Genomic DNA, 19210 nt, shown 5'->3' on the forward strand with positions numbered 1-19210 from the left:
GAATCACGATCGGGAAGAGGGAAGGGGGCCGATGAGGAGACGCGGACTGATCGTCCTGTGGGCCGCGCTGGCGGCGGCGGGCGGAGTGCCCACCGCGGCCCAGCTGCCCGGCGCCAGCGTGCCGACCTATCGCGATACCGATCGATCGTTCGAGGAAAGGGCGCGCGACCTGGTCGGCCGGATGACGCTGGAGGAGAAGGCCTCGCAGCTCGTCAACGATGCCCCCGCGATCCCGAGGCTGGGGATACGCGAATATAATTGGTGGAACGAGGGGCTGCACGGCGTCGCCGGCGCCGGCCATGCGACCGTCTTCCCCCAGGCGATCGGGCTGGCGGCGACCTTCGACGCCGAGCATGTCGAGGCCGTCGCCGACGTGATCGGGATCGAGTTCAGGGCCAAGCATCTGGCCGAACGGCACCGCTTCGGCGGGTCCGACTGGTTCGGCGGCCTCACCGTCTGGTCGCCGAACATCAACATCTTCCGCGACCCGCGCTGGGGACGGGGACAGGAGACCTATGGCGAGGATCCCCATCTGACCTCGCGCCTCGGGATCGCCTTCGTCCGCGGCCTTCAGGGCGACGACCCCTCCTATCTCCGCACCGTCGCCACTCCCAAGCATTTCGCGGTGCATAGCGGCCCGGAGGCGAGCCGGCACCGCGACGACATCCACCCCACCGCCCGCGATCTCGCCGACACCTATCTGCCGGCCTTCCGCGCGGCAGTGATGGAGGGCGGGGCGCAATCCTTGATGTGTGCCTACAATGCCGTCCACGGCGTGCCGGCCTGCGCGAGCGAGCGGCTGCTGACCACCTATTTGCGGCAAAGATGGGGCTTCGGCGGCTATGTCGTGTCGGATTGCGAGGCGGTCGCCGACATCTACCGCGCCGACCATCACGGCTATCGCGCGACGCCCGAGGCGGGCGTCGCCGCCGCGTTCGAGGCGGGAATGGACCTGATCTGCGGCGGCGCGAGCGAGATCGACCATATCGTCCGGGCCGTGCGAGGCAGCCTGCTCGACGAAGCGGTCATCGACCGGTCGCTGGTCCGGCTGTTCACCGCGCGCATGCGGCTAGGCCAGTTCGACGATCCGGCGCGGGTCTTTCCGGGCATCACCGCCCGCGACTACGACACCGACGCGCATCGCGCGCTGGCACTGTCGTCCGCCGAGCGATCGCTGGTCCTGCTGAGGAACGAGGGCGACCTGCTGCCGCTGCGTGCCGCGCCCCGCCGGATCGCGGTGATCGGGCCGAACGCCGACAGCCGCGCCGCCCTGGTCGGCAATTACAATGGCGAGCCGTCGCAGCCGGTGACGGTGCTGGGCGGGATCCGGCGGCGCTTCCCGGACGCGCAGGTGAGCCATTTCGCGGGATCGGGGCTGGTCGGTCCGTCACTCGTCCCCGTGCCCGGATCGGCGCTCTGCGCCGATGCCGGCTGCCGGCGCCGGGGGGCGAGGGCGGAGCATTTCGCCGGTCGCGACCTCGCCGGCGCGCCTGTCCGCTCGGCCGTGGTGCCCGAGATCGCCTTCGCCTGGTCGGGGGAGATGCAGAGCGGGGCGGTGCGCTGGACCGGCTTCCTGCGCGCGCCCGAGGACGGGGATTATGTGCTGCGCTACGATGCCGACGGCGGCTACCGGATCTGGGTCGACGACCGGCTGATCGTCGATGCCTGGGGCGTCGACTGGCGGCCCTCGGTCGCTACCGGCCGCGTGACCCTCGCGGCGGGCCGGACCCATAAGCTGCGGGTCGAGGCCTTCCAGCGCCAGCCGGACGGCGACGAGCGGCTGCTGTGGAGCGTGCCGAGCGATCCCGAGGCCGCCGCCGCGGTCGAGGGCGCGCACATGGCCGACCTCGTCGTGTTCGTCGCCGGCCTTACCGCCCAGCTCGAGGGCGAGGAGATGCCGCTGCCGGTCGAGGGCTTTTCGGGCGGCGACCGCACCGGCCTCGACCTGCCGGCGGCCCAGCAGCGGCTGCTCGAGCGGGTGCAGGCGACGGGCACGCCTGTCATCCTCGTGCTGATGAACGGCAGCGCCCTCGCCGTGAACTGGGCGGACCGAAACGTCGCGGCGATCCTGGAGGCCTGGTATCCGGGCGGGCAGGGGGGCGACGCGGTCGCCCGCGCCATTGCCGGCGATTTCAGCCCGGCGGGGCGGCTGCCCGTCACCTTCTACCGCTCGGCGGACGATCTGCCGCCCTTCGCCGACTATCGCATGGTGGGGCGGACCTACCGCTTTTTCGGCGGCGAGGTGCTGTATCCGTTCGGCTACGGCCTGTCCTACACGCGCTTCGCCTACGGCCGGCCCCGTCTCTCCCGCGCCCGGGTCCGCGCCGGCGAGACGGTGGAGATCTCGGTCGACGTCACCAATGCCGGCAGCCGCGCCGGCGACGAGGTGGTGCAGCTCTATCTGAGCCGGCCGGGTGTCGAAGGCGCACCGATCCGCGCCCTGGCCGGCGTCAGGCGGATCCCGCTCGAGCCGGGGCGGACCGAGCGGGTCACCTTCACCCTCGACGAGCGCACCCTGAGCCTGGTCGACGAGCAGGGGGTGCGGCGGCTCGTGCCAGGCCGCGTCGATCTCTGGATCGGTGGCGGCCAGCCGAACGTCCGCGCCGGATTCCCCGAGACCGCGGGTGTGGCTGCGAGCTTCGCCATCGCCGGGACGGCGGTCCTGCCGGAATAGGGTTCGCGAACCCTTCGTCGCCCCTGCGAAGGCAGGGGCCCCTGCCGACTCTCTGCCCATGCCGCGGCGTTCGCCGGCACCGCTTGGGCCCCTGCCTTCGCAGGGGCGACGGGGAAGGGGGTGTCCGCTAGCGAGTTTGGTCGAGGCGACGAGCCACCTCCTCCTGGGTCATCGGTAACCATTCGACGCTGCTGACAGCGTCGAGCCTCAGCAGGGGCGGATCCTGCGACAGTCCGAAAGGACCAGGTCCGTAGGATCGTCCCAGGCGACCTTCCACCTCGATGCGGAGCAAGCCTGGTTCGAAAGCATGCGCGCGGAGGGCCTGCTCAAACCTCGATGCTCCGATGGTCTCGTCGTCCCAGTCCATTGCGATACCGCTCAGATGGTGCTCGCAGGCAAGCATGATCCCGTGTGACGGTGCGCTGATCACGACACCGGTCCAGTTGACCGATGTCCCGTTCCAGCCGGCAACGCGCGGCGGCATATCGCAAAGGGCGGGGCTGGGAAGCGGCGTCGCACAGCCTGCGACCACGACTGCTAGAAGCAGGATCGATCTCATCGCAATGTCAGGATGCCTCGGTTTGGGCCCTTCGACAATCGGCCGCTGCCGGTCTTGAGGGGAGCGTGAGAAACAAACCCTCGTCGCCCCTGCGGAGGCAGGGGCCCATGCCGCCTAGTCGTTCGCGCCGCAGCTTTCGGCAGCTCAGCTTGGGCCCCTGCCTTCGCAGGGGCGACGGAAGGGGGGTGTTTGCTCGTCGGTGCGGTCAGGCGGGGCCGGAGTCGTCGTCCGTCGGTCGAGGTTTGGCGGCACTCTTCGCCGCCTGATCGAGCATCCGCCGCACCCGCCGGACGCCGAGCAGGACCGGTGCGATCAGCAGGACCAGCATGACGAGGGTCAGTGCTTCCTTCATCCCTGTCTCTCCTCACGAAAACGCCCCGCCGATCGCTCGGCGGGGCGCTTCGTGGCTTGCCGTGGCGGGGAGGATCACTCCTCCTCGGCGGCAGCCTTCAGATAGTCGCCGGCATCGGCGTCGGTGCCGTGGCCGCTCGCCGTCACCTCGGCGAGGGGATCGGCGTTGATCGCCGCTTCCAGACCCTGGGCCAATTCGGCCTCATGCTCCTCGGCGGCGCTGTTCGGCGCGTAGAGGGCCTCCTGGATGGCGCGATGCTGGGCGCGAAGGGCGGCGTCGCGCGACGAGGCCGTCACCCGCATCCGCTTCATGCCCGCACCGGTGCCCGCCGGGATGAGGCGGCCGACGATGACATTCTCCTTGAGGCCTTCCAGGCTGTCGATCTTGCCCTGCACCGAAGCCTCGGTGAGGACGCGGGTCGTCTCCTGGAAGGAGGCGGCGGAGATGAAGCTGCGGGTCTGCAGGCTCGCCTTGGTGATGCCGAGCAGCACCGGCTTGCCTTCGGCCAGCTTCTTCTTCTGCGCCTTCAGCTTGGCATTGGCCTCGTTCATCTCCTGCCGGTCGACCTGCTCGCCGACCAGGAAGGTGGAGTCGCCGCTCTCGGTGATCTCGACCTTCTGGAGCATCTGGCGGACGATCACCTCGATATGCTTGTCGTTGATCTTCACGCCCTGGAGACGATAGACCTCCTGGATCTCCGACACGAGATATTCCGCCAGTGCCTTGACGCCGAGCACCTCGAGGATGTCGTGCGGATCGGGTGAGCCGCCGATCAGATTGTCGCCGCGCTTGACGAAATCGCCTTCCTGCACGTCGATGACCTTCGACTTGGGCACCAGATACTCGACCGGATCGCCGCCCTCCTCGGGGATGATCGCGATCTTGCGCTTGGCCTTATAGTCCTTGCCGAAGGCGATCCGGCCGGAGACCTTGGCGATGATCGCATTCTCCTTGGGCTTGCGCGCCTCGAACAGCTCGGCGACGCGCGGCAGACCGCCGGTGATGTCGCGGGTCTTGGCGGCTTCACGCGAGACGCGGGCGAGAACCTCGCCGCCCTCGACGCGCTGGCCGTCCTCGACCGACAGCATCGCGCCGGGAGCGAGCATGTAGCGGGCGGCCTCGCCGCTCGACTCGTCGAGGAGGGTGATGCGCGGACGCAGATCCTCCTTCGCCCGGCTGGTGCCGCGATACTCGGTGACGACGCGCTGGGCGATGCCGGTGGCCTCGTCGGTCTGCTCGGTGAGCGTCTTGCCCTCGATCAGATCCTGGAACTTCACCACGCCGCCCTTCTCGGTGATGACCGGCATCATGAACGGATCCCACTCGGCGATGCGGTCGCCCTTGGTCACGATGTGGCCATGGTCGACCATCAGGTGCGCACCGTAGGGAATGCGGTGCGACGCCCGCTCGCGGCCGTCCATGTCGACGATGGCGAGCTCGCCGTTGCGGGCCATGGCGATCCGCCGGCCGCGCGGGTCGATGATCGTCGGCAGATCGCGAAGCTCGATCGTGCCGTCGACCGCCGCCTCGAGGCTCGACGTCTCGTTGAGCTGGGCGGCGCCGCCGATGTGGAAGGTCCGCATCGTCAGCTGGGTGCCCGGCTCACCGATCGACTGGGCGGCGATGACGCCGACCGCCTCGCCGATATTGACCGGCGTGCCGCGGGCGAGATCGCGCCCGTAGCAGCGGCCGCACACGCCCATCTCGCTTTCGCAGACCAGCGGCGAGCGGATGTTCACCGACTGGATGCCGAGCTCGTCGATTCGAAGCGCGGCGGCCTCGTCGATCAGCTCGCCCTCGCGGACGATCGTCTCACCCGTCTTGTCGTCGACGATGTCCTCGGCCGGGGTGCGGCCCAGGATGCGCTCGCCGAGCGAGGCGATGACCGCGCCGCCCTGGACGATCGCACGCATGTCGAGGCTGTTCTCGGTGCCGCAATCCTCCTCGACGATGACGCAATCCTGGCTGACGTCGACGAGACGGCGGGTCAGGTAGCCCGAATTCGCCGTCTTCAATGCGGTGTCGGCCAGACCCTTGCGGGCGCCGTGGGTGGAGTTGAAATATTCGAGGACGGTGAGGCCTTCCTTGAAGTTCGAGATGATCGGCGTCTCGATGATCTCGCCCGACGGCTTGGCCATCAGGCCGCGCATGCCGGCGAGCTGCTTCATCTGCGCCTGCGAGCCGCGGGCGCCCGAATGGGCCATCATGTAGATCGAGTTGATCGGCGCCATCCGGCCGGATTCGTCCTTCGGCTGGGCCTTGATCTTCTCCATCATCGCGTTCGCGACCTGGTCGCCGCAGCGGCTCCAGGCGTCGATCACCTTGTTGTACTTCTCCTGCTGCGTGATCAGGCCGTCCTGATATTGCTGCTCGTAATCCTTCACGAGGTTGCGGGTCTCCTCGACGAGGGTCTCCTTCTCGTGCGGGATGATCATGTCGTCCTTGCCGAACGAGATGCCGGCGCGGAACGCGTGACGGAAGCCCAGCGCCATGATGGCGTCGGCGAACAGCACCGTCTCCTTCTGGCCGGTGTGGCGGTAGACGATGTCGATGACGTCGGCGATCTCCTTCTTGGTGAGGAGACGGTTGACGGTCTCGAACGGCACCTTGTGGCTCTTCGGGAGCGTCTCGCCGAGCAGCATGCGGCCCGGCGTCGTCTCGAAGCGCCTCATGTGGGTGTTGCCTTGCTCGTCCGTCTGCGGGACGCGGCTGACGATCTTGGTGTGCAAGGTCACAGTGCGGTTGAACAGCGCCTGATGGACCTCCGCCATGTCGGCCAGCAGCGAGCCCTCGCCGGGTTCGCCCTCACGCTCCATCGACAGATAATAGAGACCGAGCACCATGTCCTGCGAGGGCACGATGATCGGCTTGCCGTTGGCGGGCGAGAGGATGTTGTTGGTCGACATCATCAGCACGCGCGCTTCCAGCTGGGCCTCGAGGCTCAGCGGGACGTGCACGGCCATCTGGTCGCCGTCGAAGTCGGCGTTGAAGGCGGCGCAGACCAGCGGGTGGAGCTGGATCGCCTTGCCCTCGATCAGCACCGGCTCGAACGCCTGGATGCCGAGGCGATGGAGCGTCGGCGCGCGGTTGAGCAGCACCGGATGCTCGCGGATCACCTCGTCGAGGATGTCCCAGACTTCCTTGCGCTCCTTCTCGACCCACTTCTTCGCCTGCTTCAGGGTCATGGAGAGACCCTTGGCGTCGAGGCGCGAGTAGATGAACGGCTTGAACAGCTCGAGCGCCATCTTCTTGGGCAGGCCGCACTGATGGAGCTTGAGCTCCGGACCGGTGACGATGACCGAGCGGCCCGAATAGTCGACGCGCTTGCCGAGCAGGTTCTGGCGGAACCGGCCCTGCTTGCCCTTAAGCATGTCGGACAGCGACTTGAGCGGACGCTTGTTGGCACCGGTGATGGTGCGGCCGCGGCGGCCATTGTCGAACAAGGCGTCGACCGCCTCCTGCAGCATGCGCTTCTCGTTGCGGACGATGATGTCCGGCGCGCGCAGCTCCATCAGCCGCTTCAGGCGGTTGTTGCGGTTGATGACGCGACGGTAGAGGTCGTTGAGGTCCGACGTCGCGAAGCGGCCGCCGTCGAGCGGGACGAGCGGACGCAGCTCCGGCGGGATGACCGGGACGACGTCGAGGATCATCCATTCCGGGCGATTGCCGGATTCGAGGAAGGACTCGACGACCTTCAGGCGCTTGATGATCTTCTTGGGCTTCAGCTCCGACTTGGTCTCGGCCAGCTCCTGGAGCAGCTGCTCGCGTTCGCCCTCGAGGTCGAGGTCGATGAGCATCTGCTTGACCGCCTCGGCGCCGATGCCGGCAGTGAAGGCGTCCTCGCCATATTCGTCCTGGGCGTCGAGCAGCTCGTCCTCGGTGAGCAGCTGGAACTTCTCGAGCGGGGTCAGACCCGGCTCGGTGACGATGTAGCTCTCGAAATAGAGGACGCGCTCGAGCTGCTTGAGCTGCATGTCGAGCAGCAGGCCGATGCGGCTCGGCAGCGACTTCAGGAACCAGATGTGGGCGACCGGCGCGGCCAGCTCGATATGGCCCATGCGCTCGCGGCGGACCTTGGAGACGGTCACCTCGACGCCGCACTTCTCGCAGACGATGCCCTTGTACTTCATGCGCTTGTACTTGCCGCACAGGCACTCATAGTCCTTGATCGGACCGAAGATGCGGGCGCAGAACAGGCCGTCGCGCTCGGGCTTGAACGTCCGGTAGTTGATCGTCTCCGGCTTCTTGATCTCGCCGAACGACCAGCTGCGGATCCGCTCGGGGGAAGCGATCCCGATCTTGATCTGGTCGAACGTCTCCGGCTTGGCGACCGGATTGGCGAAGTTGGTGAGTTCGTTCATCTTTTTCTTCCTCTAGCGCCTCTCCCCTTCAGGGGAGAGGAAGAGCCGCGTCAGCGGCGAAGGAGAGGGGGATGTCGGTGCCGGCGGGCCCGCTTTCCCCTCTCCCCGGCCCTCTCCCCTGAAGGGGAGAGGGAGGAGTTCCTTATTCCGCCGCCTCGGCGAGGTCGTCGTCGGTGTCGACGATGCTGTTCAGCTCGACGTTGAGGCCGAGCGAGCGCATCTCCTTGACCAGCACGTTGAAGCTCTCCGGGATGCCGGCCTCGAACGTGTCGTCGCCCTTGACGATCGCCTCGTAGACCTTGGTGCGGCCGATGACGTCGTCCGACTTCACCGTCAGCATCTCCTGGAGGGTGTAGGCGGCGCCATAGGCCTGGAGCGCCCACACCTCCATCTCGCCGAAGCGCTGTCCGCCGAACTGGGCCTTGCCGCCCAGCGGCTGCTGGGTGACGAGGCTGTACGGGCCGATCGAGCGGGCGTGGATCTTGTCGTCGACCAGATGGTGTAGCTTCAGCATGTAGATGTAGCCCACCGTCACCTTGCGGTCGAAGGCATCGCCGGTGCGACCGTCGAACAGGGTGACCTGGCCGCTCTCGTCGAAGCCAGCCATGCTCAGCATCGCCGACACGTCGGCTTCCTTGGCGCCGTCGAACACTGGGGTGCCCATCGGCACGCCGGCGACGAGGTTGGAAGCCAGCTCCATCAGATGGTCGTCGTCGCGGCCGTCGAGATCGGCATGGTAGTTCGGACCGTAAATGTCCTTGAGCTTCTCGCGGACCTTGCCGACGTCGCCGCTGTTCAGGCCCTCGGCGCGATGGCGGATATCCTCCAGCATCGCCGAGATCTGCAGCCCGAGGCCGCGCGCGGCCCAGCCGAGATGGGTCTCGAAGATCTGCCCGACATTCATGCGCGACGGCACGCCGAGCGGATTGAGGACGATGTCGGCGGGGGTGCCGTCCTCCAGGAAGGGCATGTCCTCTTCCGGAAGGATGCGGCTGATCACGCCCTTGTTGCCGTGGCGGCCGGCCATCTTGTCGCCCGGCTGCAGCTTGCGCTTCACCGCGACGAACACCTTGACCATCTTGAGCACGCCCGGCGGCAACTCGTCGCCGCGCTCGAGCTTCTCGATGCGGTCGTCCAGGCGCCGGCGGATCGCGGCCTCGGCCTCGTCATACTGGGCGCGGACCGCCTCGAGATCGGCCTGGCGCTTGTCGTCCTTGACCGCGAACTTCCACCATTCGTGCGGCTCGACCGAGTCGAGCGCCTCGGCGTCGATCGCGCCGCCCTTCTTGACGCCCTTCGGCGCCGCGGTGGCGGTCTGGCCGAGCAGCATCTCGCGAAGCCGCGCATAGGTCGAGCGCTTGAGGATGGCGCGCTCGTCCTCGGCGTCCTTCCTGAGCCGGTCCTTCTCCTCGGACTGGATGGCGCGGGTACGGTCGTCGATGTCGATGCCGTGCCGGTTGAACACGCGCACCTCGACGATCGTGCCGGCGACGCCCGGCGGCAGCCTCAGCGAGGTGTCGCGCACGTCGGAGGCCTTTTCGCCGAAGATCGCCCGCAGGAGCTTCTCCTCCGGAGTCATCGGGCTCTCGCCCTTCGGCGTGATCTTGCCGACCAGGATGTCGCCCGGCTCGACCTCGGCGCCGATATAGACGATGCCGGCCTCGTCGAGGTTGCGAAGCGCTTCCTCGCCGACATTGGGGATGTCGCGGGTGATGTCCTCCGGCCCCAACTTGGTGTCGCGGGCCATCACCTCGAACTCCTCGATGTGGATCGAGGTGAAGACGTCGTCCTTCACGATCCGCTCGGAGATCAGGATCGAATCCTCGAAATTGTACCCGTTCCACGGCATGAACGCGACGAGCACGTTCCGGCCGAGCGCGAGCTCGCCCATGTCGGTCGAGGGACCGTCGGCGATGACGTCGCCCTTGCGGACGAAGTCGCCCTTCTTCACCAGCGGACGCTGGTTGATGCAGGTATTCTGGTTCGAGCGCTGGAACTTCATCAGCGTGTAGATGTCGACGCCGGACTTGCCGGCCTCGACGTCCTCGGTCGCGCGGATGACGATGCGGGCGGCGTCGACCTGGTCGACATAGCCCGCCCGGCGGGCGGCGATCGCCGCGCCGGAATCGCGGGCGACCGTCTCCTCCATGCCGGTGCCGACGAACGGCGCCTCGGCGCGGACCAGCGGCACTGCCTGGCGCTGCATGTTCGAGCCCATCAGCGCGCGGTTGGCGTCGTCATTCTCGAGGAACGGAATCAGCGAGGCGGCGACCGAGACGAGCTGCTTGGGCGACACGTCCATCAGGGTGATCTGGTCGCGCGGGGCCATGAGGAAGTCGCCGGCGCGCCGCGACGAGACGATCTCCTCGAAGAAGCTGCCGTCCTCGTTCAATTCCGCATTGGCCTGGGCGATGGTGTGCTTCGCCTCCTCCATCGCGGAGAGATAGACGACCTCCGACGTCACCTTGCCGTCGATCACCTTGCGATACGGCGTCTCGATGAAGCCGTATTTGTTGACCCGGCTGAAGCTGGCGAGGCTGTTGATCAGGCCGATATTCGGGCCTTCCGGAGTTTCGATCGGGCAGATCCGGCCATAATGGGTCGGATGGACGTCGCGGACCTCGAAGCCCGCGCGCTCGCGGGTGAGACCGCCCGGCCCGAGCGCCGAGACGCGGCGCTTGTGGGTGACCTCGGACAACGGGTTGGTCTGGTCCATGAACTGCGACAGCTGCGACGAGCCGAAGAATTCGCGCACCGCGGCCACCGCCGGCTTGGCGTTGATGAGGTCGTTCGGCATGACCGTCGACACGTCGACGGAAGACATGCGCTCCTTCACCGCGCGCTCCATGCGCAGCAGGCCGACGCGATACTGGTTCTCGAGCAGCTCGCCGACCGAGCGGACGCGGCGGTTGCCGAGATTGTCGATGTCGTCGATCTCGCCCTTGCCGTCCTTGAGGCCGACCAGGGTCTTCACGACGGCGACGATGTCCTCCTTGCGAAGGGTGGTCACCGTGTCCTCGGCGTCGAGATCGAGGCGCATGTTCAATTTGACGCGGCCGACGGCCGACAGGTCGTAGCGCTCCGGATCGAAGAACAGGCCGGCGAACAAAGCCTCGGCCGTCTCGCGGGTCGGCGGCTCGCCGGGGCGCATGACGCGATAGATGTCGGCGAGGGCCTGGTCGCGGTCCTCGGCCTTGTCCGCCTTCAGCGTGTTGCGCATCCAGGCGCCGGTATTGACGTGGTCGATGTCGAGCAGCTCGATCCGGTCGATACCGGCCTTGTCGAGCTTCTCGAGATTCTCAGGGGAAACCTCGTCGCCGGCCTCGATGTAGATCTCGCCGGTCGACTCGTTGATGAGATCATAGGCGGAATAGCGGCCGAAAATCTCCTCGGTCGGGATGAGGAGGTTGGCAAGCCCATCCTTGGCCGCCTTGTTGGCCGCGCGCGGGCTGATCTTCTGGCCGGCCGGGAAGACGATCTCGCCGGAATCGCCGTTGACGATGTCGTACATCGGCTTCTGGCCGCGCCATTGCTCGGCGACGAACGGCACCTGCCAGCCATTGGCGCCGCGCACATAGGTGACGCGGTCGTAGAAGGTGTTGAGGATCTCCTCGCTCGACATGTCGAGCGCGTGGAGCAGGGCGGTGACCGGCAGCTTGCGCTTGCGGTCGATGCGGACGTTGACGATGTCCTTGGCGTCGAACTCGAAGTCGAGCCACGAGCCGCGATAGGGGATGACGCGGGCGGCGAAGAGATACTTGCCCGAGGCGTGGGTCTTGCCGCGGTCATGGTCGAACAGCACGCCCGGCGAGCGGTGCATCTGGCTGACGATGACGCGCTCGGTGCCGTTGACGATGAACGTGCCGTTCTTCGTCATCAGCGGCATGTCGCCCATGTAGACGTCCTGCTCCTTGATATCGAGCACGGAGCGGGTCTCGGTATCGGGATCGACCTCGAACACGATGAGACGCAGGGTGACGCGCATCGGCGCGGCATAGGTCATGCCGCGCTGGCGGCACTCGTCGACGTCGTATTTGGGATCCTCGAGCTCGTAATGGACGAAGTCGAGCTCGGCGGTGCCGGCGAAGTCGCGGATCGGGAAGACCGAGCGCAGCGTCTTTTCCAGCCCGGAGACATAGCCGTCCTGCGGACGCGAGCGGAGGAACTGCTCGTAGCTCTCGCGCTGAACCTCGATCAGGTTCGGCATCTCCGACACTTCGTGGATGTTGCCGAAGATCTTGCGGATGCGCTTGGACGCGGTGGTGCGGTGCTCGGGGGCCGGGGCTGCCTTGGTCGCCATGTGGGTTTTCTGCCTTCTGCCCTGTCCCGGCGAGGAGCCGGGATCTGGTTCTGCCGACATCCCGGACGGACCGGGATGCAAAAATCTCTGCAGCGCTCAAACGCAAAAAGCCGCAGGCTTCCGAACTGGAAAACCGCAGCTTCAGCGTCCTGTGAAACCCCAACCGATCAATGCGTGGAATGCGCGGCGCGAGGACGCATCCTGTTCCGAAAGGCTGTGGTGAGGAGCGCGATATAGGGGCGGGGCAGGGTGATGTAAAGCCCTCGGGCAAGGCGCGGCGGGCGAACGCCTCACGCCGCCGGCGCGGCCGTGGACCGGTCTGAGTCGCGGCGTTGGCGTTCGCGGCCGTTTGCGGCGGAGTCCAGCGTTGTCCAGTCCACATTCTTCCATTGGGCGCGCGAATCCGGCGTTTCGGCTCGGACTCGTGCGGCGGACGGAGCCCGGCCTGCCGCCAAAATCATTCTAGTCCTGTCATGAAACAGTCAAACCGCACCCATCGCACCGCGATCGCCCTGCTCCTGGCCGGCATCGCTCTCCCCCTCAATCCCGCCTCCGGGCAGGCTCCGGCCGCGTCGCCGCCGCCGCTGGTCGATGCGCCGCCGCCGACCGCGACGGCACCGGCGCCGGCACCGGCACCGGTGAGCCTGGCGCCGCCGCCGGTCGTTCGGGCGCCCGCGCCGCGGATCGAAGCCGCCCCGGCCGCCGAAGCGCCGGCCGCGACCCAGCCCCGGACCGAGCCGGCCCGGACGCGTGCCGAGACGGGCACCGCGACCCGCCGGACGAGCGCTCCGGCCCGCGCGGCCCCGGCCGCCGACACGCCCGCTCGGGCTCCGGCGCCCGCTCCGGTGGCCGAGACCGCCTTGCCGCCGGCGCCGCCGGCCGCGCTGCCGCCGCCGGTGGATCTCCCGCCGCCGGCCGATCTTCCTGCCGCGACCACCGAAATGCCGGCGGAAGGAACCGGCGCCTGGCCGTGGCTGCTCGTCGCGCTCGGCGTCGCCGGCCTGGGGCTGTTCGCGTGGATGCTGATGCGCCGCCGTCGCCGTTCCGACGAGATGGTCTATGAGGACGAATATCATCCGGTCGAGGAGCCGGCGTCGCCGGCTCGCCCGGACCTCGCTTACTTCACTCCGGCCGCCGCCGCGGCGGCGCTGGCCACCCCGGCGATCGCGCAGGAGCCCGAGCCCTATGTCGCGCCGACCGCGGCCGTCGCTCCGGCCGCCGACTCGTCGATGGCGTGGGAAGAGCCGGCCGAGGCCGTCGCTTCGGCCGACCATGTCGAGATCACCGAGCCCGATGCCGCGGACGTCGAGGCGCTGGCCGCGGACTCGCGGGCGCCGATGGGCCGGCCGTGGCTCGAATTCCTGATGCGGCCGATCCGCGCCGGCACGACCGGCGACGAGACCCGGGTCGAGTTCGAGCTCACCGTCGGCAATACCGGATCGGTCCCGGCCGAGGACGTGCGCATCTCGACCTGGATGTTCGCCGCCGGTTCGGCCGCCGAGTCCGAGATGGAGCGGATGCTGATCGAGCCGCCGGCCGACGCCAAGCTTTCGGAGGTGACGATCGCGGCCGGAGACGGCGCCCGGGTCGAGGCCGCGCTGGCGCTGCCCAAGACCGGCGAGGGCGAAGCGGTGCTGCCGGTGGTGGTCGCCGATGCGCGCTACCGGCTGCCCGACGGCAGCGAGGGCCGCACCTCCGCCTCGTTCCAGGTCGGACTCCCCGGCGAAGAGGCGCTGGAGCCGTTCCCGGTCGACCGCACCTCGGGCCTGCTCGAGACCGTCGAGGCGCGGCTCCACGGGGATCTGGAGCGGGCCTGAGCTGGAATCGCCTCCACCCTTCTTTCCCTCCCCCTCGAGGGGGAGGGCCAGGGTGGGGGTGTTCGGCGTTCGAGAGTATCCCGGAACTCAGAACCCCCTCACCCCGACCAGTTCAGCGGCAGGCCTGTCCCCCGGACAGGCCAAAGAGCCGCTGAACTCCCCATGGGGGAGGGGAAGGTGAGGGCGGGGATTGCCTCCGATCCCGAGTCCCCAGTCCCCAGTCCCGCTACAGCTCCGCCGCGGGGGTGAGCTTCATGTGCCACCATTCGCGGAAGGTGGCGACCTGGCCGGCGCCGTCGAAGCGGCAGCGGAAGATGCCGTCGAACTGGATGCGGTCGCCGCCGGGGTCGGTGAGGAAGGAGGCGGTCCAGTGGCACAGGCCCTCGTCGCCACTGCAGACGAGGCCGTCATAGCCGAAGGCGACGTCGCGCTGGCCCGCGGTCACCCGCGCCCAATAGGCCCGGATCGCCTCGCGTCCCGCCATCGGCGCGTCCCAGGGCGCCTCCTGATAGGTCGCGTCCTCGCTGAACAGGAGGGCCGCCGCGTCGGGATCGCGGCCTTCCCAGGCGCTCTTATAGGCGTCGAGCCAGGTCTTGAAGGCGGCCTCGTCCAGCGCCGGCGCGGCCGCCTTTAAAATATTCGTTTTTTTGGGCTCGAGCATGAGATCGATTTCCTTCTCAAAAGGAATATCAGTGACTTGGGCGGCCACGTTCCATCTGCGCGGCAAGCGTCGCGACGTGGCGGCCCTGGAAGCGGGCGCCCTCGAGCTCGTTCGCGCTGGGCTGGCGAGAGCCGTCCTGGCCGGCGATGGTGCTGGCGCCATAGGGCGTGCCGCCGCTGATCTCGTCCATCTGCGAGTTGCCGGGCCAGCTATAGGGCAGGCCGACGATGATCATGCCGTGATGGAGCAGGGTGGTGTGGATCGAGGTGATCGTCATCTCCTGGCCGCCATGCTGGCTGGCGGTGGAGGTGAAGGCGCCGCCGAGCTTGCCGACCAGCGCGCCCTTCACCCAGAGCGGCCCGGTCTGGTCGAGAAAGTTGCGCATCTGGGCGGCCATGTTGCCGAACCGCGTCGGCGCGCCGACGATGATCGCGTCATAATCGCCGAGCTCGTTCGGGTCGGCGAAGGGGGCATCCTGGGCGAGCTTCAGGCCGGCGCCGCGCGCGACCTCCTCGGGCACCAGCTCGGGCACGCGCTTGACCGCGACCTCGGCGCCCTCGACGCTCGCGGCACCCTCCGCGACCGCGCGCGCCATCGTCTCGACATGGCCGTAGCTCGAATAATAGAGCACCAGGATACGCGGCACGCAGACTCTCCCTTCAGAAGCGGAACATCAGCTCCGCACCATAGCGCCTCGGCCGGGCCTTGAACACGAAGCCGCCGGGCGAGAATTCGGCATTGTAGGTCTCGTCGAACAGATTCTCGGCGAAAGCGGTCAGCGACCAGTTTTCGCCCTCGACGCCCAGCCGGGCGTTGACGAGGTCGACCGGACGGCGGACGGTGCTGTTCGGCACGTCCCACCAGGTCCGGCCGGTGCGGCGATAGTCGATGCGGGCGAGCAGGCCGAGGCCGCTGGTGCCGAGATCGCCGCGATATTGCGCGCCGAGATTCCAGGTGTAGCGCGAGATGAGCGGCGCTTCGTTGCCGATCACCGACGGATCGGGGAAGGCCTTGATCTCGCTCCACGTGTAGCCGAGCCCGGCATTGACGTCGAAGCCCTCGGCGATCCGCGCCCGCGCCTCGAGCTCGAAGCCCTCCAGCCGCACCTCGGGCACGTTGCCGAGATTCTGGGTGGAATTGGCGGCGAGGAAGACGAAGAAATAGCTGTTCTCCGACTTGGTCGTGAAGGCGTTGGCGCTCAGCGTCAGCCGCCGGTTCAGCAGCTGGGCGCGGGCGCCGATCTCGAACGTGTCGGCGGTCTCGTCGAGATAGATGTCCTCGACCCCGACGAAGCCGTTGGCCAAGGCGACGACGCCGACCCCCGTCTGGTTGAAGCCGCCGCTGCGGAAGCCCCGGCTGTAGCCGCCATAGACGGTGAGGTTCGGCGTCGGCTCCCAGGTCAGAGTGACCTTGGGCTGCCAGTCGTCGAACACGACGCGGCGCACCTCGCCGGTCTGCGCCACCGGCGGGAACCCCGGAACGTTGGGCAGGAAGGCGGGCGGCGTCAGCGTGGTCTGACGGCGCCGGTCGCGGTCGTAGCGGAGCGACAGGTCGACCTCGAACTGATCGGAGATCTCGTAGGAGGCGTTGGCGAACACCGCCCAGGCGAAATTGTCCTGGCGGTCGGCGAGGAAGGAGGCCTGCGGGTTCAGCGGATTGGTGCTGGGGGTACGAAAGACCGGGAAGACGCCGTTGCCGGTATCGACCATGTTTCCGGTCGAGATGTAGCGGTTGGTGTCGATGGCATAGGCGCCGATTATGTAGCGCAGGCGCCGGTCCTCGGGCGAGGTGAACCGGATTTCCTGGCTGATCGCTTCGACGTCGAGGAACTGGGACTGGGTGAGATCGAAGCCGAGGATCTGGAAGAAGAGCGATTCCTCGATGGGAAGGAAGTCGAACTGGTCGCCGGTCAGTATCTCCTCGAGCGTGTCGTAGGAGGTGACCGAGGTAAAGGTGCCGAAATCGGTTTCGTAATTGAGCCGCAGCGAGACGTTGTAGATGTCGCGGTCGTTCTGGCCGGCATTGTTCACGCGGACCGGCAGGCTGGTGTCGTTCACGTCGGCGACGATGTTGAAATAGAGGGCCTGGGTGCGCAGCTGGTTCATCGACGCGCGAAGATCGGCGCTGAAGCTGTCGGTGGGGGTCCACAAGAGGGTGGCGCGCAGGCTGAGATCCTCGACCGGATCGGCATCCTCGCCGAGATAGGTATTACGGATGAAGCCTTCGGTGTCGTACCAGGCGCCGGAGACGCGGAAGCGCAGGGTGTCGGAGATCGGACCGCTGACGGTGCCGCGCAGATAATAGCCGAAGCCGTTGTCGACGCCGACCGTGGCCTGGCCCTCGAACGTGTCGCTCGGCTGGCGGGTGCGGATGACGATCGCGCCACCGATCGCGTTGCGGCCGTAGAGGCCGCCCTGCGGGCCCTTCAGGACCTCGATCTGCTCGATGTCGAACAGGGTCTGGTTGAACTGCGACGGGTTCACCTGCTGGACGCCGTCGATGATCACCGCGACCGAAGGCTCGCTGTTGCGCGCCTGGGTGATGCCGCGGATGATGATGAACGAGGTCCCTGCATTCTGGGTCTCGACCAGCTGGACGTTCGACGTGAGGTTCACGAAGTCGGCCGGCCGCTCGATGCCGGCCGCCTCGATGTTCTCGCTGGTGAAGGCGGTGATCGCCGCCGGCACGTCCTGGAGCGATTCCGAGCGGCGGCGCGCGGTGACGAGGATGTCGTTCTCGTCGCGGACCTCCAGCGGCGCGGCGGCCGGGTCGGCGGGGTCCTGCGCACTCTCCCCCTGGGCGGCGGCGGCGGTCGCGCTTTCGGCGGCCCCGGTCTCGGCCCGGGCCGTGCCGGCCGCGGCCAGGGTCGCCAGCATCGAGACCCCGATCAGGCGCCGCAGGCGCGTGGAAGCCGTCTTCATGCGCGACCCTCCCCATGTCGGGCATGCCCCCATTGCCGCAGGCGCGCGGGCCGCTCGTCGGCGGCGGCGGATCATGCCTTCTTATAGGGCAAAGGGGTATGAACTTCGATTATCGAAGTCAAGTTCGCATTCCGAAAAGTGGGCGAGGCATACGGTTGGGGGACTGGGGACTGGGGACTGGGGACTGGGGAATGGGGAATGGGGAATGGGGAATGGGGAATGGGGAATGGGGAATGGGGAATGGGGAATGGGGAATGGGGAATGGGGAATGGGGAATGGGGAGAGAAAGCCCTCCCCCTGATGGGGAGGGTTTGGGTGGGGTGGCGTTTCCGCGTGCGCGGGGATTGCCGATGTGCGCCTTCTGGGGCGGATCAGACAGAATGGGTGCTCAGTGCCTGTGGGGAGTCCACCCCACCCAACCCTCCCCATCGAGGGGAGGGCTTAATAAAGGAAGGGTTTACGCGAGGGAGGGCGTTCACGCTGCGCATTCAATCCCCAGTCCCCAGCCCCCAGCCCCCAGCGCCCCTACGGCCGCAGCGAATGGGACAGGAAGGGCCAGCGCCTGAGGGCGTCCTCGATCTCGCGGGCGGCGCGCTGGAGGAGGGGGACGCGGGTGGCGACGAGGTCCTCGCGGGAGATGCGGGTGGTCGAGGTCGAGCAGTTGATCGCCGCGGCGACCCGGCGGTCCTTGTCGAAGACGGGCACGGCGACCGAGACGATGCCGTAGTCGAGCTCGTCCTGGGCCGAGGCGAAGCCGTCGGCGCGGATCTCGCGCAGGCGGTTGCGCAGCACCTTGGCCGAGGTGATCGTATTCTCGGTCAGCCGCGGCAGCTCGGCCGCGTCGAGATAGGCGGCGAGATCGGTATCGTCCTGGAAGGCGAGCAGCACCTTGCCGAGCGAGGTCGCATAAGCCGGGAAGCGCGTGCCGACGCCGGCGCCCAGGCGGATGCGGCGGTTGGTCGAGACGTGGGCGATGTAGAGGATGTCGTGGCCGGAGAGCACCGCCATGGACGAGCTGTCGCCGGTCTCGTCGCGCACCGCCTGGAGATGGGGCCCGGCCACCTCCTCGATGTTCATCGAGGCCAGGAAGGCGGAGCCGAAGACGAGCACCTCGGGCCGGAGCAGGAAGCGGCGGCCGTGCTGAGCGACATAGCCGAGCTGGACCAGGGTATTGAGGCAGCGGCGGGCGACGGCAGGATTGAGCCCGGTCGCGGCGGCGACCTCGCTCAGCTGCATCTCCGGGCGGCTCTGGTTGAAGGCGCGCAGCACCGACAGGCCGCGCTCGAGCGTCGAGAGATATTCCGAATCCTGCCGCTGCTTCGGTTCCCGCCCCATTCGATCCGTCTCTCGCTTGTCGGTGCGCTATAGACGGGCGGCGGGAGGGAGGCCAGCGGGGCCTCGGGGAATGCCTTTTCCTCCCCGGCCTTTGCCGGGGAGGGGGGCCACCCGAAGGGTGGTGGAGGGGGCTCTTCTTCGAAGGATGGCGCGGGTGGAAAGGGGCCCCTCCACCGCGCTTCGCGCGGTCCCCCTCCCCGCGAAATCGCGGGGAGGAATTACAGGGACTG

10 protein-coding genes are annotated in these 19210 nt (G+C 67.8%); 2 read left to right on the forward strand and 8 right to left on the reverse strand.

The window, feature by feature from the left end; all coding sequences use genetic code 11:
* Positions 1-31 precede the first annotated feature (31 nt).
* The gene (locus tag DDE10_RS01320; RefSeq protein WP_114950921.1) at positions 32-2674 is read left to right on the forward strand and encodes a glycoside hydrolase family 3 protein; all 2643 of its coding nucleotides are present in this window, start codon (positions 32-34) and stop codon (positions 2672-2674) included.
* Positions 2675-2801: 127 nt separating this feature from the next.
* Here DDE10_RS01320 and DDE10_RS23280 read toward each other — a convergent pair whose 3' ends face one another.
* The 4 genes from DDE10_RS23280 to rpoB form a co-directional block, all read right to left on the reverse strand.
* A complete protein-coding gene (locus DDE10_RS23280) occupies positions 2802-3233 on the reverse strand; it encodes a hypothetical protein (RefSeq protein WP_162806205.1) in 432 nt (143 codons plus the stop codon).
* A 205-nt stretch (positions 3234-3438) separates the two neighbouring features.
* Positions 3439-3585 (reverse strand): hypothetical protein, encoded by a 147-nt coding sequence (locus DDE10_RS23285; protein WP_162806207.1) that lies wholly within the window; start codon positions 3583-3585, stop codon positions 3439-3441.
* Between the two features lie 74 nt (positions 3586-3659).
* Positions 3660-7946, reverse strand: a complete 4287-nt coding sequence (gene rpoC / locus DDE10_RS01330) for a DNA-directed RNA polymerase subunit beta' (protein ID WP_114950923.1) — start codon at positions 7944-7946, stop codon at positions 3660-3662.
* A 142-nt stretch (positions 7947-8088) separates the two neighbouring features.
* On the reverse strand, positions 8089-12246 hold the full coding sequence (gene rpoB / locus DDE10_RS01335; protein WP_114950924.1) for a DNA-directed RNA polymerase subunit beta: 4158 nt from the start codon (positions 12244-12246) through the stop codon (positions 8089-8091).
* 473 nt (positions 12247-12719) lie between these two features.
* Here rpoB and DDE10_RS01340 point away from each other — a divergent pair, with 473 nt between their 5' ends.
* Entirely contained in the window at positions 12720-14063 is a 1344-nt protein-coding gene (locus DDE10_RS01340) for a hypothetical protein (RefSeq protein WP_114950925.1), read from the forward strand.
* A gap of 226 nt (positions 14064-14289) precedes the next feature.
* Here the strand turns inward: DDE10_RS01340 and DDE10_RS01345 are convergent, their stop codons facing one another.
* From DDE10_RS01345 to DDE10_RS01365, 4 genes are all read right to left on the reverse strand, one after another.
* Positions 14290-14724, reverse strand: coding sequence for a nuclear transport factor 2 family protein (locus DDE10_RS01345; protein ID WP_114950926.1), 435 nt, complete (start codon positions 14722-14724; stop codon positions 14290-14292).
* 28 nt (positions 14725-14752) lie between these two features.
* A complete protein-coding gene (wrbA, locus tag DDE10_RS01350; RefSeq protein WP_114950927.1) occupies positions 14753-15370 on the reverse strand; it encodes an NAD(P)H:quinone oxidoreductase in 618 nt (205 codons plus the stop codon).
* Positions 15371-15383: 13 nt separating this feature from the next.
* Positions 15384-17645 (reverse strand): TonB-dependent receptor, encoded by a 2262-nt coding sequence (locus tag DDE10_RS01355; protein ID WP_284734366.1) that lies wholly within the window; start codon positions 17643-17645, stop codon positions 15384-15386.
* A 525-nt stretch (positions 17646-18170) separates the two neighbouring features.
* Positions 18171-18980 (reverse strand): IclR family transcriptional regulator domain-containing protein, encoded by an 810-nt coding sequence (locus tag DDE10_RS01365; RefSeq protein ID WP_114950929.1) that lies wholly within the window; start codon positions 18978-18980, stop codon positions 18171-18173.
* Positions 18981-19210: the final 230 nt, after the last annotated feature.

The sequence above is a fragment of the Sphingosinicella terrae genome, from assembly GCF_003347635.1.
Classification (GTDB): Bacteria; Pseudomonadota; Alphaproteobacteria; order Sphingomonadales; family Sphingomonadaceae; genus Allosphingosinicella; species Allosphingosinicella terrae.

Coding starts and splice junctions, on each gene's coding strand:
- DDE10_RS23280 (WP_162806205.1), bottom strand. CDS start 3,233: ATGAGATCGATCCTGCTTCTAGCAGTCGTGGTCGCAGGCTGTGCGACG.
- DDE10_RS01320 (WP_114950921.1), top strand. CDS start 32: ATGAGGAGACGCGGACTGATCGTCCTGTGGGCCGCGCTGGCGGCGGCG.
- DDE10_RS01355 (WP_284734366.1), bottom strand. CDS start 17,645: ATGAAGACGGCTTCCACGCGCCTGCGGCGCCTGATCGGGGTCTCGATG.
- DDE10_RS01345 (WP_114950926.1), bottom strand. CDS start 14,724: ATGCTCGAGCCCAAAAAAACGAATATTTTAAAGGCGGCCGCGCCGGCG.
- DDE10_RS01340 (WP_114950925.1), top strand. CDS start 12,720: ATGAAACAGTCAAACCGCACCCATCGCACCGCGATCGCCCTGCTCCTG.
- rpoC (WP_114950923.1), bottom strand. CDS start 7,946: ATGAACGAACTCACCAACTTCGCCAATCCGGTCGCCAAGCCGGAGACG.
- rpoB (WP_114950924.1), bottom strand. CDS start 12,246: ATGGCGACCAAGGCAGCCCCGGCCCCCGAGCACCGCACCACCGCGTCC.
- DDE10_RS23285 (WP_162806207.1), bottom strand. CDS start 3,585: ATGAAGGAAGCACTGACCCTCGTCATGCTGGTCCTGCTGATCGCACCG.
- DDE10_RS01365 (WP_114950929.1), bottom strand. CDS start 18,980: ATGGGGCGGGAACCGAAGCAGCGGCAGGATTCGGAATATCTCTCGACG.